Raw genomic sequence first — 15,741 nt, forward strand, 5'->3', positions numbered from 1 at the left:
ATTCCTTCTTATCACGCTTGATTTTACCCGCTTTTATGAGTTCCTCTTTCTCTGCCCGAATGCGTTCAAGCAGAACCAAAGCAGGTTCATCATTAGGGTCTTGTGGAACAAGTTGACCTCTAATTGCAAGGTCGAGGATTTTTGCTTTTGCCAACTTAATATAGTTGACTACTGATTCTTGGTTAAGTTCAACAGCTGAAACAATTTTTTCTGTTTCTATCAATTTGTTGGATATTCTTGTCTGTTCTGAATATGGTGGTATCGGAATTAATTTAGGCTTTATTCCAGGCACAGTAAGCTGTGGAATACTTGAGCCTTCCCCTGTTTCAATTAGTGCTTGGAATACAATTCTCAAATATTCAATATTTATCCCCTCAGCAGGAACAATAGTAATTAACCTCACTATTGGTACAAAGGGCATGTGCCTAATACAGCAAAAGCCAATAGTTCCTCTTGCAGAGACGGTAATTGCAGATTTATTTACTCTTGCTTTATTGGTAAAACCATACAGACCATCATTTTCGGCGCCATTAGCAAATATAGGAATGGAAAACTCATCTGTTTGTGTCTTGGAGTAATTTTCAGGCTTATCTCCACCAGCAAAGATTTCAAAAGTAATCTCCGTTAATCTACACCATTCCCACCCTTCCGGCACATCAAAAGGTATCTCATCTTCAATACATTTTACGCTACCATCTTGAAACTTCTCATAATGTAAATTATCCTCACCAACAAAGATAATGGTATCATTCTTAATATCCTTAGGTTTTAACTTGCCATCCTTGACCATCTGTTGTTTTTCAGCCCTGATACGCTCCAGCAATACGGATGCTGGTTCATCGTTTGGATCCTGTGGAACTAATTTACCGCGAATAGCAAGGCCAAGAATTTTTTGTCGTAATGCTTTTGTATCCATTATTCTTCCACCTCTCCTATAAGTGCTTCCAATTCCGCAACTGCCTTAGATATGTTGGAGGATTTTTCCTTTATTTGTTCTAACAATTCTGCAAGAGTGTAATCATCTGTCCCCGAATCACTCTTCATCCATGTAATATCAAGACTTGTTTTATCCCTTGCTAAAATTTCATCATATGTGAATTTTCTCCATCTTCCATTCGGATTTTCTTCACTATATGTTTCTTTACGTGCTGACAAATCACCATCCGCATAGCAAGCAACAAAGTCATCAAAATCTTCTTTCTTCAAAGGATTTGTCTTTCCAAATGATGGCATGTCATTTCTAAGGTCATATATCCAAACTTCTTTAGTATTCGCCTTGTCCGTTTTACCTCTCGTAAAGAACAATACGTTTGTCTTTACTCCCTGGGCATAGAAAATACCGGTAGGCAGTCTAAGGATTGTATGCAGGTTACATTTTTCCATAAGGTCTTTACGGATTTTTTCGCCATCTCCATCTGCAAATAAAACATTATCCGGCAATACAACTGCTGCTCTTGCTTTTCCATCTGTATTCAAGCTTCTGTAAATATGCTGCAGGAAATTGAGCTGCTTATTGCTTGTTGGGAATGTAAAGTCGTCTCTTGTAGCACGTTCTCCACCCTTCTTGGTTCCAAAAGGCGGATTCGTTAATACTACATCATATCCTTTCATTTCTTTTCCAGCATTAGACAAAGTATCTGCCAGCTTTATTTCACCTTCAATATCATGTAGCATTGCATTCATCAATGCAAGCCTATGTGTATCATGCACAAGCTCACAGCCGGTAAATGCCTCTTCTCTTTCGAATTTTGCAGTATCCGCATCTAATTGGAATAAATCGTCTGTATTCTCTCTCACATACTGGCTTGCAGAAATCATGAATCCAAACGTTCCGCAAGCTGGATCATTACAGCGTTCTCCCGGCTGTGGTTTCATTAATCTTGTCATCACATCAATAAGAACTCTAGGAGTAAAATACTGACCTGCTCCGGATTTCTTTTCATTCGCATTTTTCTCCAATAATCCCTCATAAAGATTGCCCAATCCCTCTTCACGAGCTGAAAACCAATCAAGTCCATCAATCGTCGTAATAATTTTTTCGAGGTTCTTCGGCTCCTCAATATTAGTTGCGGAACCCTGATAAATCTCTCTTACGTGTCCTGTACAGTTTTCTCCCAGATGATTCAGCAATTCTTTGTAAAATTTCTTTAATTCAACACCACTTTTTGATTTTAATACATCCCAACGATAACCTTCCGGTATCTGCTTCTCTGCACCGGTTTCCTTTGCCATTTTAAGAAACAGAATATATGTAAGCTCAGTTACATACTGATGATAGGTAATTCCATCATCTCTTAATACATTACAGAGATTCCAAAGTTTTGATACGATTTCTTGTGTTGTCATGCAGTTCTTCCTCCATCATCATATAGATACTCATTGAGTTCTAAAACGACACTTTCTAATTTGTCACTAAATATTTTATTTATCTTGGTGAACCCACCCTGCGATTTAAAACGACTGTCCTCATCGAATACTGTAATATTCAATACCCATTCATTCAGCAAATAATCTTCCATTCTCTTAATCCAATTTTGTTCCTGCATAGTAAAAGAATGTGCTTTTCGCAATCGATCCACAGCCTTTCTAATTCTTGCCTCATGGCTGATAAGCACTGAACCTATAGCATATCTGCGAATCAAGCTTATAATATCTGCTGCCATTTCCTCATTTGACAATTGTGATATTGCCGTATTTAATTGCTGTGTTGTATATCCCTCTCTATCCAACGTAAGCATCAGGGACTTCAAGCTATCCCTGGTAAGTTCACACGGCTTTGTACAGATAATTTTTAATGCTGCAATCTCATTGATATTATTTTGAATATAGCTTGAGAATGCATCTATGTAATCTTCTGGGCGGGCATCTTTATTTCCGTAACCCCTTCTCTCTTCGATAAAAGTATCTTGTTTATCAGAAATAACAACAGGTCGTCCACCATTTGGCTTACTTTCCTGAAGCATACGAAATAAATCGTAATATGCCAACAATCTCTTTTTAGCATCTTCCGGACTGCGTTTTTGAATATCAACTACAAACTGTGTCGGATCCATTCCTCCTGACATATCAATGAAATGCTCCATCGTTTTTGCATCAATATTTTTCTTTTTACGCTGTAGCTTTGCAATTACCTGATTAATCTGATTCTTTACCTGTGCTTCATCATTCAATTCCTCTAAACCATCTAATAACTGTGTAAATGATGTGCTTGGATTTGCTACTACTGGTTTCATTGTATTGACATCCTCTAAAGCATCGTAAACACCAACAGGGTCATAAATATCAAAATGTGTCTTGTGAATCTCTTTGCACAAACGTGTAGCACGTCCCAACATCTGCTCAAACAAAATACGTGATTTAACACGGCGCATAAACACTAACGTTGAAATCGAAGGTACATCAATACCCGTTGTCAACAAATCAACCGTGACAACAATGGATGGATAATCTTCATTTTTGAAACGCTTTATTGCCTCTTGTATTTTCTTTTTATTTCCGTTGGCTACACTGCCAGTAATCTTCATAATTGCATCATTATCAACACCATATTCTGTGTAAATATCCTTAAGTATTGATACAATCATATCTGCATGGTCATCATTAACAGCATAAATCAATGTTTTCCCCTGTTCCCTCGGAGATTCCGGATCTATATTTTTTGCTATTTCTTCCAAAACCGTTCTATTAAAGGATTCTACTATAACCTGCTTATTAAATGAATCTACATCAAAATCCAGTTCATCCTCTATCAACTCACTATTTTCGATTTCTCCGGTGATTGGGTCATATATTGTAACCGCATCACCCTTTTTATAATGAATACCTTCTGTATTTAATTTAGTCTTTAACTCATGAGGTGCATCATGATCTACCAAATATCCCTCAATAACAGCCTCACGGTAGGTATATTTAAAAACCGGTTCTCCAAAGATTTCTGTAGTCTGTAATGCCGGTGTTGCTGTAAGTGCAATTTTCACAGCATTAAAATATTCTATAACTGACCTATACTTACTCTGATATTCTCTTTGGTCTCTATAAAGAGCCTCATCTTCTCCCATTTCTTTGTCTAGGATGTATCCGCGGTGTGCTTCATCTATTATGAGCAAATCATAATCTGAAACAGCAGGCATGGTTTCACCATCATTGTACATAATTCGCTTAACCATTCCCTGAACAGTCGAAATGTGGATACGAGTCTCCTTATCAATTGTTTTGTCTTCTAAACCTTTAATATTATAAATATCATCAAGCGTGAGGAGATCTTCCATTTTTACTTCTTCGAAAACATCCTGAGCCTGTTCTCCTAATGCTGTACGGTCTACCAAAAACAAGATGCGACGAAATCTCTCTGTCTTAAGGAAGCGGTAAATCATACCTAATACAGTTCTTGTTTTACCTGTACCGGTAGCCATTGCTAATAATGCGGTTTGCTTTCCGTTAATAACAGCCTCCTCTGCCGCCTTGATTGCGTTCAGCTGATAAGGTCTCAAATTCAGTCCGTCTTTATCTGTCAAAAGGTCATATGACATTTCCTTCAGATTCTTATTCTTACCTTCTATATCCGCAGCAAGCAATTCTTCCATTCCGTCAGGACTCATCCAACCCCGCAATGGCATCGGTGAATTATCTGGTTTTCTTAAATCCAAAAACCAGATACCGGATTTTGTTTTGTACTGCTCAAGATATGGTCTTCCGTTTGTTGCAAAGGTAAAAGGAACTTTAAATTCCCCCCATGTATCTATAACGTATTTTTCATCTTCTTTTCGAATACATCTAGGATAGTCTTTTCCCTGATAATCAATAACAGAAGGGATATCCTTATGAATAGCTTTTGCTTCGATAATACCAACTAATTTCTCTCCTACAAAAAGTGCATAATCTGTATATCCCCTATTTCCCACTTTAGAATTCGTAGGATATTCAGCGATTGCGAGATTTCTACCTTTTGTAGGACGAGTTCCCTTGGAGTAGCGCAGATTTTCGGTATCTGCATCCCATCCTACCATTCGTAATTGTTCATCAATCAAGAAACGAGTTTCCGCTTCTGTTTTTGGTCTTTGATTGGCTGCTTTATAAGCTTGCTTCTTACGCTCTGTCTGTTCAACAATCGGAGCCGCTGCTGCCGTTTGTTCTGCTAACTTTGTGAGCTCTGATTCCTTTTTCTCTTCAGCCTCTTTATCAACTGTAACTGATACTGTATTTTCTTCCGGCATGACAAAATCTTTATGAGAATAGTTCCAATCTCCATAGGTCTGCATAAACCATTCGCAGAGACTGTGTGCCATCGGCAAAAATGTTTTGTCATCTGCTATCGAAGCATAATTTTCATGTACTGCTTTATTTCTTACCTTTCTAAGACCATGCAAAATAGTAACTAAGTCACTTGTAAGTAACCCTTCTCTACTTAATGTGTCTATACGTGCAACTGCTGTGTTATCATGTGGAAATGCAATTCTATCATATGTAAACATTAAATTTACAATAGTTTCTCCAATCATACCCAACTTCATTAAACATGAATTTGAATCAGAGTAACAATATTTCTCAGCCATTTCTCCAAAATTTGAAAGAACCGGAAAATCTTTCTTCAAAAAATCAAAATTTGAAACCATCGCTACCTCCTTCACGCATCTTTAAACTTCTCATAATTTTGTATTATCGGAAGTTCAAGTAAACAAAAATTCCACTATCCCATATAAAATCTTCTCACAAACCCTGTCCCATTATCAGGACTCTATCTCTACAATATCATCCAACTTACACCCTAGCGCCACACAAATCTTTGCCAATACTGCAACTCGGACATCTTCATTTTTGCCCAACTTTGCCATAGCATTTGTGCTTATCTTTGCCTCTTTTATAAGCTCCGTTTTCATCATTCCACGCTCATTTAATATGTTCCACAACTTATCGTAATTAACTGTCATCGTTATCCTCCAAGAATACCTAACACGAAATGTCTAACTATATCTCAGTATACCACCATTTCTATTCTTTCACAATTACAAATTGAACATTTCAATTTGCAATTTTCAATTTATTTGAATGCAAAAACACCGGTCAGATTTCTCCGACCGGTGCCATAATACCACCTTCATCCTTTCCCCACTCTCTCTGCCAGTCCAATCATTCCCCCAACAAACAATTCTCTTTTTACCTGTCTGATTCTCTCCTCCGCCAGTGCCCTATTCTCATTATCCGGCACCTTTGAATTCTCACAAACGCCCTGTTTATCAGCATTTCGGCACTGTGTCAATGTTGTCAATAGCGGGTCAGTTTCCCTTATTCTTAATGTTCTTCTTATCTCCTTTGGTATTACAATTCTTCCTAAATCATCTATACGACGAACAATTCCAGTGGCTTTCATACAATCCTCCTTATTTTCAACATAATCCATACACGCTGTTTCTCTATGCTCATTCAATGGTTTATCGAACTATTTTCCATATATTGCGTTGTATGGGTAGTATGTGAAAATTGTGAAAAATTATACATTTTAAAAAGGCTGGTCATCTAAATTCTGCCATTCTTCTCTTTTACTGACTATATCCATATTGCCAGCATATAAACCACCTAGTATAATACAATAATTATCTGTGGTTTTTCCACATAATATGCAACACGAAATCCATATAGGCAGGTTGTTCTGTGCGTTTTGACCTGCTCCTTTTATTATGTTATCATTTAATTATTAAATGTTTAAATGCGTTCTTAAATGGTAAAAATATGAATTAGTGTTATGCGCACCCGACACGCTATACTTATAACTGGGGCGCAGAAATGAGGATATTTATGATTATAGATTTTCATACTCACAGCTTTCCTGATGACATTGCGGACCGTGCCGTAGGACGACTTGCTCAAAGCGGCGGTATACCTAATTATCTGGATGGACGTGTAGACTCTATCAAAGCTTCTATGAAAAAAGCTGGCATTGATTACTCTGTCTTACTGCCTATAGCAACAAAGCCGTCACAGCATACGACTATCAACAAAATAGCCATAGAAACTAATAAATCCTTTAAATCTACTGGAATAATATCATTTGGTACAATTCATCCTGATAATGATGACTACAAGACTATAATAAGTGACCTTGCCAAAGCTGGTGTTCCAGGAATTAAGCTTCACCCTGTATTCCAGCGCACCAATATAGATGACCCAAGATGTCTTAGAATAATAGAATGTGCAAACGACAACGACCTTATTGTATCTATCCACTGCGGTATGGACATAAGCTTTCCTAACTGTGATGAGGCAAGTGTCGAACGTCTTGCCAATATGATAAAAGAAGTCCCACCACACAAACTTGTATTAGCCCATATGGGTGGCTGGTCTATGTATGACGAAGTATGTGACCAGCTAATTGGAACACCAAATGTATGGCTCGACACTGCACTTGTCTTAAAAAGCACTCCGGACAACAACTTCCTCTCCAAAGAGAAATTCGTCCAGATGGTCCGCACACATGGCTCTGACCACATTCTCTTTGGAACAGACAGCCCCTGGTCCGACCAGTCCGAGTCCCTCCACCTCCTAAGGACAAGCGGTCTCACCCCGGACGAACTCACCGCGATTGAAGGCAGCAACGCCGCCACACTGCTCGGCAGTTTCCTGACAAATACACCATAACCATTTTTCTCCTTCCACAAGGGCAACAGCACAGCGCATTGCCCGCCCCGCCCCGCACGAACTGGCAACGAACAGGCGAAAAGCAGGACAGCCCCCTGCCGCGTGGCACTGCATTATAAGAGAATTGTGATATTACCAGTGTTTCCGCCCCCATAAACAGCAATGACCAGACACGAGGTCTGGTCAAGCGAATACTGAGGCAGGATGCCGAATATGAGCGTGTGCGTCCACCGCCACAACACTCCCTCGGAAACACCCGGTAATATCCAATTGTCTTATCCGCAGTTCCACACGGCAGGGGGCTGTCCCGCCTTTCGCCGTCCATCCGTCCGTCTGCCAGCTCCGCTCTTGCCGCTCTTACCCCACTATCTCCTGTGCATATGCCAACGCCGCATCAATATTAGCACAGAAGTTATCTTCTCCAACTTCTGCCGCAAATCCAGCCTTCTCCATCATAGACTTAGGCTGTTCCTGGACGTGGGATAATACCATAGTTATACCACGCTTCTTACATACATTGTGTATATTCTTAAGCGAACGCAATGCTGATATATCCATAGCTGGAACACCACGCATTCTGATTATAACTACTTTTACATCTGACTCCATATGTATATCCATAAACTTATCCGCTGCCGCAAAGAACATTGGTCCGATTATTTCGTATACTAAAGTCTTATCAGGAACTTTCTTTAAATTAATACTCTCAGGGTCGTTATTCTCATCAATATTTTCCCCGATATATTTCCAGCTTCTTACTTCTGTTACGTCTGCCATTCTCTTCAGGAAAAGAAGTGCAGACATAACAATACCTACTTCTATAGCCACAACAAGGTCAAATACAACTGTAAGCACCATAGTTGTAAGTAATACTAATGTATCTGACTTTGGTGAGTGCTTAACAAGATTAACCATCTCTCTCCAGCCACTCATATTGTATGCAACAATAAATAAAATTGCCGCAATGGCTGGCATTGGTATCCAGGCCGCATATGGCATAAGCACCACAAGCACAATAAGAAGTGTAACTGAGTGAACCATACCTGCTATAGGTGTACGTCCACCATTCTTGACATTAGCCGCTGTTCTTGCAATAGCGCCTGTCGCTGGAATACCACCGAAAAGTGCGGATACGATATTACCTGCTCCCTGTGCAACAAGCTCCATATTAGGCTTATGTCTTGAACCTATCATTCCATCTGATACTACACACGAAAGCAGACTCTCTATTCCTGCAAGAACCGCTATTGTAAGAGCATCTGGAAGAAGTGTAAGTATCATATCCATATTAACTGATGGTACTGACACTCCTGGAAGTCCTTTCTTTATTGTATACAGACTTCCGATTGTATTGACATCTTTTAATGGTCCGATGAATTTAACCATAAGAACTGATACTATAACCGCAATAAGTGATGGTGGAATTTTATCAAGAGACTTGAACTTAGGCCATATAATAAGAATTGCAAGTGATACCGCACCAACTATTAATGCTTTTATATTAAATGTTCCTATATTGGCAATTATCGCCTTTAACTTATCCATAGTTTCAACTGTAGCAGTTCCTGCCGGATAAGTAAGGCCAAGAAAATCTTTAATCTGTCCTATAACAATAGTCACAGCAATACCAAATGTAAAACCTGTAGTTATTGTATAAGGAATAAATCTTATAAGGTTACCGAACTTAAGAAGCCCCATAATAACAAGTATTATACCTGCCATAATTGTAGCAACTATAAGTCCATCCATACCATTTTTCGCAACTATACCAGCTACTATTGTAGCAAATGCTGCTGTAGGTCCAGCTATCTGAACCCTGCTTCCTCCTAAGAAGGAAATAACAAATCCAGCAAATATTGCTGTATATATACCCTGCTCCGGGCTTACTCCTGATGCAAGTGCCAGTGCAATGGATAATGGCAGGGCTATTATCGCAACAATAATCCCTGCCACTATATCCTTTACTAACTGGTCCTTGGAATATGTCTTCATTACATCAAATATCTTTGGTACCAATTCATTCATTTTACTGTTCTACCTCTGTAATCTGGCTGCACTCAAATTCTACAACTTTCTGATAAAGTATTTCATAACCTATCTCTGATACAACTTCACTGCCGACTGCATCTACAATTGCATTGAAGTCATCGTAACCATAATACTGAGCTAAATCGTTACCATATGAGTTAATTTCATCTTCTGACACATGAATATCATTATCTGCGGCAATAATGGTTACTATCATTTTCTGTAAAAGATACTGCTGTGCAGATGATGTAGCATATTCATTAAATGCGTCAATTGAATCAAATCCATATACTGATTTCTTATATGTATCTAAATCTGATATGCCATAGTATGAACCATAAGTGTTAAATTCACTCTCAATATTAGTATTAAGTACTTCTACCAATGAATCTATTTCATCCTGTGGATAATTAACATCTCCGATATTCTCGCTTATAATCTGGTATGCTGATGTAAATGTGTTATTAAGATAAGTATCATTAGCATTAGCTTCTACTATCTTTCTTACTTCTTCCCTGAAATCTGCAACTGTATCACCTGAAAGATTAAGACTTTCTTTGTTATTAACTACCCATTCATCTGTTATCTCTGGGTAAGTTGTCTTCTGGATTGCTGTAACCTTTACTGTGAATATTACACTCTTACCTGCAAGGTCTGATGTGTAATTATCTGGGAAAGTACAAGGAATATCATATTCCTGGCCTACTGTAAGTCCTACAAGTCCTTTATCAAGGTCTGATATAAAGTTACCTGAACCTATTGTATATGTAGTATCTGTTGCTGTACCACCTGAGAATGCCTCGCCATCAAGCTTACCTGAATAATCAAGTATAACTGTATCCCCATCAGCTGTTACACCACTTGTAACATTCTCTGTTGTAGCTTCCGCTGATACTATATTCTTATTGATATAATCGTCAACGTCACTTTCTGCAACATTGAGTACTGACTTATCAACTGTTACCTGAATTCCTTTGTACTCAGGCATTGTAAATGCTTTTTTATAAATTGCTGCATCTGATGTAATAGCAGCATCATATTCTGCAGCTGTTATGCTCTTATGTACTGTAGAAGTTGGTTCTTCTGTCTTTTTAGAGCCACATGCTGTAAGTGAAGCTGTCATAGCTGCCACTAACATAAGGCTTACTAATTTCTTTTTCATAAAATATCCTCATTTCTTTATTTTTGACACTTTATTTGTTATAACATAATCCAATACAAAATAAAAGTGAATTCACATTTTTTTCAATATTTGATATACTTTATACATATGTATAACTTATTTAAGGAGTAATATGAATAATTTAGTAATTTTGCAAAAACCTGCACATCTAAGACATCGGACAGCTTCTTTAGTTCTATGTATTGTTATTATAAACTGTATGCTGTCAGCACTGACGGGCTGTAACAGTAAGAAGCTTGCTCTGAGTTCGCCTATAAGCGTAACTGATTACAAGCTTAATACTTATGTACAGATTGACTCTTATACTAATGTCAATAAAAATGTATTATCCGATGCTCTTGGCCTGTGTGATTATTACGAACACATTTTCTCAAGGACCCTTGAAACAAGTGAGCTTTATAAAGTCAACACCCAGCAGACAACTGCTATAAGTGATGAACTCTACGAGCTTATTGAACTTGGGCTTTACTACAGCCAGCTATCCTATGGTACTTTTGATATTACAATAGGAAGCGTGTCACGTTTATGGGATTTTAATACTGATACCCCAGATGTACCTGACAGTTCTGCCATAGCAGATGCACTTGCATATGTCGATTATACCAAGGTTTCATTAAGCACCGACAATGACGGCACTCATCACATATCCATACCTGACGGATACTGTCTTGACCTTGGTGCGATTGCCAAGGGCTACATTGCCGATAAGATTAAAGCTTATCTTATTGATAATGGCGTCGAACGTGCTATCATTAATCTTGGCGGCAATGTATTATGTATAGGTCAGAAGCGTAACGGCTCAGATTTCAATATTGCGGTAAAGAAGCCATTTACTGAAACCGGCGAATATATGGAAGTACTTCATATTAATGATTATTCGGTTGTATCATCTGGAACATATGAAAGATACTTCTATTCAGATGACGGTACATTTTACCACCATATATTAAATCCAGCCACTGGCTACCCTTATGACAACAACTTATGTGATGTGACTATTATTTCAAGTGAGTCAACGGTTGGCGACTGTCTTAGCACAACCTGCTTTGTATTAGGACTTGATGACGGTATGAAACTCATTAATTCGCTTGAAGGCATTGAGGCTGTATTTATGACTAATGATGGTTCTAAATATTATTCAGACAACGCGAAAGCGTATATTAATTAATTATTACGACAGATTATTATCTGTAGAAATGAGGATTATATGATTCGACTTATTATCGTAGTGCTGTTATTGCTTATATTTGCAGTATTCAGCTTAATTGCACTTCCTATCTTATGGCTTATCGGAAAGAAGAACCCTGTTGTTAAGGAGAAAGCTTCTAATGCGGTTGCACGCTTTATGTTCAGGCTTATATTGTTCGTATGTGGAACTAAGACGACTGCTATTGGTGTTGAGAACATTCCAACAGACAAGCCTGTATTATTTGTAGGTAATCATCGTGGTTTCTTTGATGTAATTATTTCTTATACTTATATAAAGACAAGAGCGGCTTATGTTGCCAAAAAGGAGATGGCAAAAGTACCTATACTTCGTGTATGGATGCGTAATATCCGCTGTCTTTTACTCGACAGACAGAACACAAGGGAAGCCCTCAAATCAATACTTTCTGGAATTGAATATATTAAAGACGGCACCTCTTTAGTTATTTTCCCTGAGGGAACACGTAACAAGGGTGAGGGGGTTATGGAATTCCACGCCGGAAGCTTTAAGCTTGCTGAGAAATCACACAGTCTTATTATTCCTGTAACACAGAATAATACTTCTGCAATATTTGAAGACCAGAAGCCTTTCCTTAAGAAAGCCCACACTGTTATTGAATTCGGAACGCCGGTAGATATGTCATTAATGTCACCTGATGAGAAGAAAAATGTAGCAGCATATATACACGATATTATACTTTCTACTTATGAGAAAAACCAGAATCTTGTGTAAGCATTACACATTTTCTTACGCATTTTCAATATATTATTCTTTTCATTATTTATATTCCGTGATATAATGGACTTTGCGAATTCAGTTTGAATTGTGAATTATTTGTATATTATACAGGAGGAGAACTTATATGCCAGTATGGTCGATAGTTTTATTAGTTATTATAGCAATCCTCGTTGTTGCTTTAATAGCTCTTATTATTGTTGGTAACAAGCTTCGTAAGAAGCAGACAGAGAACCAGGCACAGATTGATGCCGCTAAACAGATTATGTCTATGTTGATTATAGACAAGAAGAAAATGAAACTTAAAGAAGCAGGACTTCCAAAGATTGTTCTTGAACAGACACCTAAGTATCTTCAGAGAAGCAAAGTTCCTGTAGTTAAAGCTAAGATTGGTCCTAAGGTTATGACACTTATGGCTGATCCTAAGGTATACGACCAGATACCTATCAAGGCGGAAGTTAAGGCTGAGGTAAGTGGTATCTACATCACAGGAATTAAGTCAGTTCGCGGTGGCAAGATAGTTGTTGAAGAAAAGAAAGCTAAGAAAGGCTTATTTAAGAAGTTAAAGAAGAATTAAGCCTGAAATTAAACAAAGGCAATTATTAATATATTAATGAATGTTAATAACATTTAATATATTAAATATAATAATCACGGTCAGGTATTGTTAATAACACACCTGACCGTGATTTTTTATTTAGACCTTATGATTAATTAATACGGACTTATATTCTGTGCAGGTGCATCTTCCTTAGTAGGTGCTTCCCACTCTCCAGTCTTTTGTTCCTTTGTCTGCTGTGTCTTAGTAGCAGCCTGCTGTGTCGTTGGCGTCTGTGCTTTAGTAGTAGCCTGCTGTGTTGTCGTTGCCGCCTTTGTCGTTGGAGTTACAGTAGTAGTTTCCTGCTGTGTTGTTGTCTGTTCTTCTGTCTGGCTCTGTGTCTCAGTTTCAGTCTGGTTCTTCTTCGTATAAGAACCATTTGCCGTCTTGAATTCTACCTTTTTCTTATCTTTATGTATATCATACATAAAATCCTTAAATATAGCCAGAGTCTTAACTGAGCTTAATGTCTTAGGATAATCATATCCCATCCATATAGCTGTTGTATAATACTGGCTGTATCCACAGAACCACGCATCCTTATTAGAATTGGTTGTACCTGTCTTACCAGCTACAATTGCATTAGATGGTTCTGCCCCAACACCTGTTCCGCTTGTTACCACAGTACGGAGCATATCTGTCATCATTCTGCATGAATTAGTATCATATACTCTTGAACCTCTCTTAGAGGTATCTACAATCGCTTTTCCTGATGTGTTAAGTATCTTCTCAACACAGGTTGGCTGTCTGTATTCACCATCATTGACGATTGTTGCATATGCACCAGCCATCTCCTCTGTCGATACGCCATAAGTAAAGCCTCCAAGTGCCGCAGCATTGGTTGATTTATCCATCCATATTTTATGGAAGCCCATATTAAGAAGAAAACCAATACCAGCCTTAGGTGTTATATCGTCCCTGTATATCTTCCATGCAACAGTATTCTTAGATTTGCTTACTGCTGTTCTAAGTGTCATCTGTCCAGAATATGTGCCGTCTGCGTTAGATGGACCACCATCTATCCTTTCATCATTAACTATTGTGTCTGGATTATTACCAAGCTGTAGATATGGCACATATACAATCACAGGCTTAATACAGCTTCCGGGCTGTCTATAGCTCTGGTATGCCCTGTTAAGTGTATATCCATCAATATCATCCTGTGACCTTGAACCTACAATTGCAACTACATTTCCTGTGCTATTATCAATGCATGTCGCTGCACCCTGTAATTCATATATTCCGTCATCTGACACCTTCTTAAATGATGAAAGATTATTATCTATGGACTCCTGAAGTGAAGCTTGTATATCCGGATCTATGCTTGTATATATTGTATATCCACCATTAATAAGCATCTGCTGGCATGATGAGTAATACTGCTGGTACAGTTCCTCATATGTATTATATTCATCTTCTGTATCAAAGTTATTACGCATTGTAAAACCGTAATATTTCATAAGTTCTTCCGTTGCACAATGCCTTGCATAGGTTTCAACCGAGCTGTTCTTATTAGCAGCTTTCTGTCCTGTTATTGTTATCTCCTCAGCAATCGCTGTATTATAAGTCATTGAATCTATATAATCTGCATCACGAAGTTCTTTTAAAATGAGATTTCTTCTTGTAATTGTCGCATCATAATTAGTCAACGGATTATACTTGGTAGGGTTATTAGGTATAGCCGCAATAAATGCCTGCTGTGATACTGAAAGCTCTGAGGCTGATTTGCCAAAATATCCTCTTGCCGCAGCTTCTATTCCATAGTATCCATTACTGAAATATATGTTGTTAAGATAGAATTCCAAAATCTGGTCCTTGCTGTATTTCTTTTCCAGATGTTGTGCTAAGAATATCTCCTTAACCTTTCTCTCCCATGTAACCTCCTGGCTTAAAAATACATTTTTGGCAAGCTGCTGTGTAATTGTACTCGCTCCCTGAACTATCGTATCATTACGGCTGTTGATTATAACCGCCCTTATAATCGCCTTAATATCAATTCCTGAGTGGTTGTAAAAGTCCCTGTCTTCCATTACAACAAATGAATTTGCAAGTGTCTTTGGTATATCACTCATCTGGATATAGTACATATCCTTAGAAGCTTTCATAGTACATAACTGTTCACCATTAGTATCGTATATTATAGTCGTCTTTCCATCTTTAAATGTATCTATTGTACTTTCATCTGCTATTCTCTTAGCATCATTCGCAAGCTGAATTACTGTTACAATCTTAGGTCCTGCATATATGCCGCCCGCTATAAGAAGAATAAGTATTATTGATAGTATTATAATTTTTATAATCTTTATCTTTTTGCTCTGTCTTTTCTTTCTTTTCTTAGTTGATTTAGCCATCTGCATA

At 38.0% G+C, this 15,741-nt stretch carries 11 protein-coding genes and 1 pseudogene; 4 read left to right on the plus strand and 8 right to left on the minus strand.

The window, feature by feature from the left end:
* The 5 genes and pseudogenes from WMO42_RS13450 to WMO42_RS13470 all read right to left on the minus strand — a co-directional run.
* Positions 1 to 916: restriction endonuclease subunit S (locus tag WMO42_RS13450; RefSeq protein WP_349192550.1), on the minus strand; the 916-nt coding region annotated here is incomplete at its 3' end.
* Positions 916 to 2,346, minus strand: a complete 1,431-nt coding sequence (locus WMO42_RS13455) for an N-6 DNA methylase (RefSeq protein ID WP_349192552.1) — start codon at positions 2,344 to 2,346, stop codon at positions 916 to 918. The genes WMO42_RS13455 and WMO42_RS13450, both read right to left, overlap by 1 nt.
* On the minus strand, positions 2,343 to 5,612 hold the full coding sequence (gene hsdR, locus WMO42_RS13460; protein ID WP_349192553.1) for a type I restriction-modification system endonuclease: 3,270 nt from the start codon (positions 5,610 to 5,612) through the stop codon (positions 2,343 to 2,345). The genes WMO42_RS13455 and hsdR overlap by 4 nt, the downstream gene beginning before the upstream one ends.
* Before the next feature lie 114 nt (positions 5,613 to 5,726).
* Entirely contained in the window at positions 5,727 to 5,927 is a 201-nt protein-coding gene (locus WMO42_RS13465; protein ID WP_349192555.1) for a helix-turn-helix transcriptional regulator, read from the minus strand.
* Positions 5,928 to 6,265: 338 nt separating this feature from the next.
* Positions 6,266 to 6,367, minus strand: a pseudogene (locus WMO42_RS13470) (AbrB/MazE/SpoVT family DNA-binding domain-containing protein); the annotation flags it as partial.
* Positions 6,368 to 6,792: 425 nt separating this feature from the next.
* Here WMO42_RS13470 and WMO42_RS13475 point away from each other — a divergent pair.
* Complete coding sequence (locus WMO42_RS13475) at positions 6,793 to 7,632, plus strand: amidohydrolase family protein (RefSeq protein ID WP_318255858.1); 840 nt, start codon at positions 6,793 to 6,795, stop codon at positions 7,630 to 7,632.
* A gap of 357 nt (positions 7,633 to 7,989) precedes the next feature.
* Here WMO42_RS13475 and WMO42_RS13480 read toward each other — a convergent pair whose 3' ends face one another.
* Both WMO42_RS13480 and WMO42_RS13485 read right to left on the minus strand, forming a co-directional pair.
* Positions 7,990 to 9,657, minus strand: a complete 1,668-nt coding sequence (locus WMO42_RS13480) for a SulP family inorganic anion transporter (protein ID WP_349192557.1) — start codon at positions 9,655 to 9,657, stop codon at positions 7,990 to 7,992.
* A 1-nt stretch (position 9,658) separates the two neighbouring features.
* Positions 9,659 to 10,822, minus strand: a complete 1,164-nt coding sequence (locus WMO42_RS13485; protein WP_055173834.1) for an FKBP-type peptidyl-prolyl cis-trans isomerase — start codon at positions 10,820 to 10,822, stop codon at positions 9,659 to 9,661.
* 133 nt (positions 10,823 to 10,955) lie between these two features.
* Between WMO42_RS13485 and WMO42_RS13490 the strand changes: the two genes are divergently transcribed.
* From WMO42_RS13490 to WMO42_RS13500, 3 genes are all read left to right on the plus strand, one after another.
* The gene (locus tag WMO42_RS13490; RefSeq protein WP_349192559.1) at positions 10,956 to 12,011 is read left to right on the plus strand and encodes an FAD:protein FMN transferase; all 1,056 of its coding nucleotides are present in this window, start codon (positions 10,956 to 10,958) and stop codon (positions 12,009 to 12,011) included.
* 39 nt (positions 12,012 to 12,050) lie between these two features.
* Complete coding sequence (locus WMO42_RS13495) at positions 12,051 to 12,782, plus strand: lysophospholipid acyltransferase family protein (protein ID WP_349192560.1); 732 nt, start codon at positions 12,051 to 12,053, stop codon at positions 12,780 to 12,782.
* A 130-nt stretch (positions 12,783 to 12,912) separates the two neighbouring features.
* Positions 12,913 to 13,362, plus strand: coding sequence for a hypothetical protein (locus WMO42_RS13500; RefSeq protein ID WP_022501440.1), 450 nt, complete (start codon positions 12,913 to 12,915; stop codon positions 13,360 to 13,362).
* Positions 13,363 to 13,499: 137 nt separating this feature from the next.
* Here WMO42_RS13500 and WMO42_RS13505 read toward each other — a convergent pair whose 3' ends face one another.
* On the minus strand, positions 13,500 to 15,734 hold the full coding sequence (locus WMO42_RS13505; RefSeq protein ID WP_349192563.1) for a PBP1A family penicillin-binding protein: 2,235 nt from the start codon (positions 15,732 to 15,734) through the stop codon (positions 13,500 to 13,502).
* Between the last annotated feature and the right edge of the window lie 7 nt (positions 15,735 to 15,741).

Source organism: Lachnospira sp. CLA-JM-H23 (assembly GCF_040096425.1).
GTDB classification, from domain to species: domain Bacteria; phylum Bacillota; class Clostridia; order Lachnospirales; family Lachnospiraceae; genus Lachnospira; species Lachnospira rogosae.

Bases quoted from the DNA above. Each gene is read 5' to 3' on its own strand.
- WMO42_RS13455 (WP_349192552.1), bottom strand. From the start codon at position 2,346: ATGACAACACAAGAAATCGTATCAAAACTTTGGAATCTCTGTAATGTA.
- hsdR (WP_349192553.1), bottom strand. From the start codon at position 5,612: ATGGTTTCAAATTTTGATTTTTTGAAGAAAGATTTTCCGGTTCTTTCA.
- WMO42_RS13465 (WP_349192555.1), bottom strand. From the start codon at position 5,927: ATGACAGTTAATTACGATAAGTTGTGGAACATATTAAATGAGCGTGGA.
- WMO42_RS13475 (WP_318255858.1), top strand. From the start codon at position 6,793: ATGATTATAGATTTTCATACTCACAGCTTTCCTGATGACATTGCGGAC.
- WMO42_RS13480 (WP_349192557.1), bottom strand. From the start codon at position 9,657: ATGAATGAATTGGTACCAAAGATATTTGATGTAATGAAGACATATTCC.
- WMO42_RS13485 (WP_055173834.1), bottom strand. From the start codon at position 10,822: ATGAAAAAGAAATTAGTAAGCCTTATGTTAGTGGCAGCTATGACAGCT.
- WMO42_RS13490 (WP_349192559.1), top strand. From the start codon at position 10,956: ATGAATAATTTAGTAATTTTGCAAAAACCTGCACATCTAAGACATCGG.
- WMO42_RS13495 (WP_349192560.1), top strand. From the start codon at position 12,051: ATGATTCGACTTATTATCGTAGTGCTGTTATTGCTTATATTTGCAGTA.
- WMO42_RS13500 (WP_022501440.1), top strand. From the start codon at position 12,913: ATGCCAGTATGGTCGATAGTTTTATTAGTTATTATAGCAATCCTCGTT.
- WMO42_RS13505 (WP_349192563.1), bottom strand. From the start codon at position 15,734: ATGGCTAAATCAACTAAGAAAAGAAAGAAAAGACAGAGCAAAAAGATA.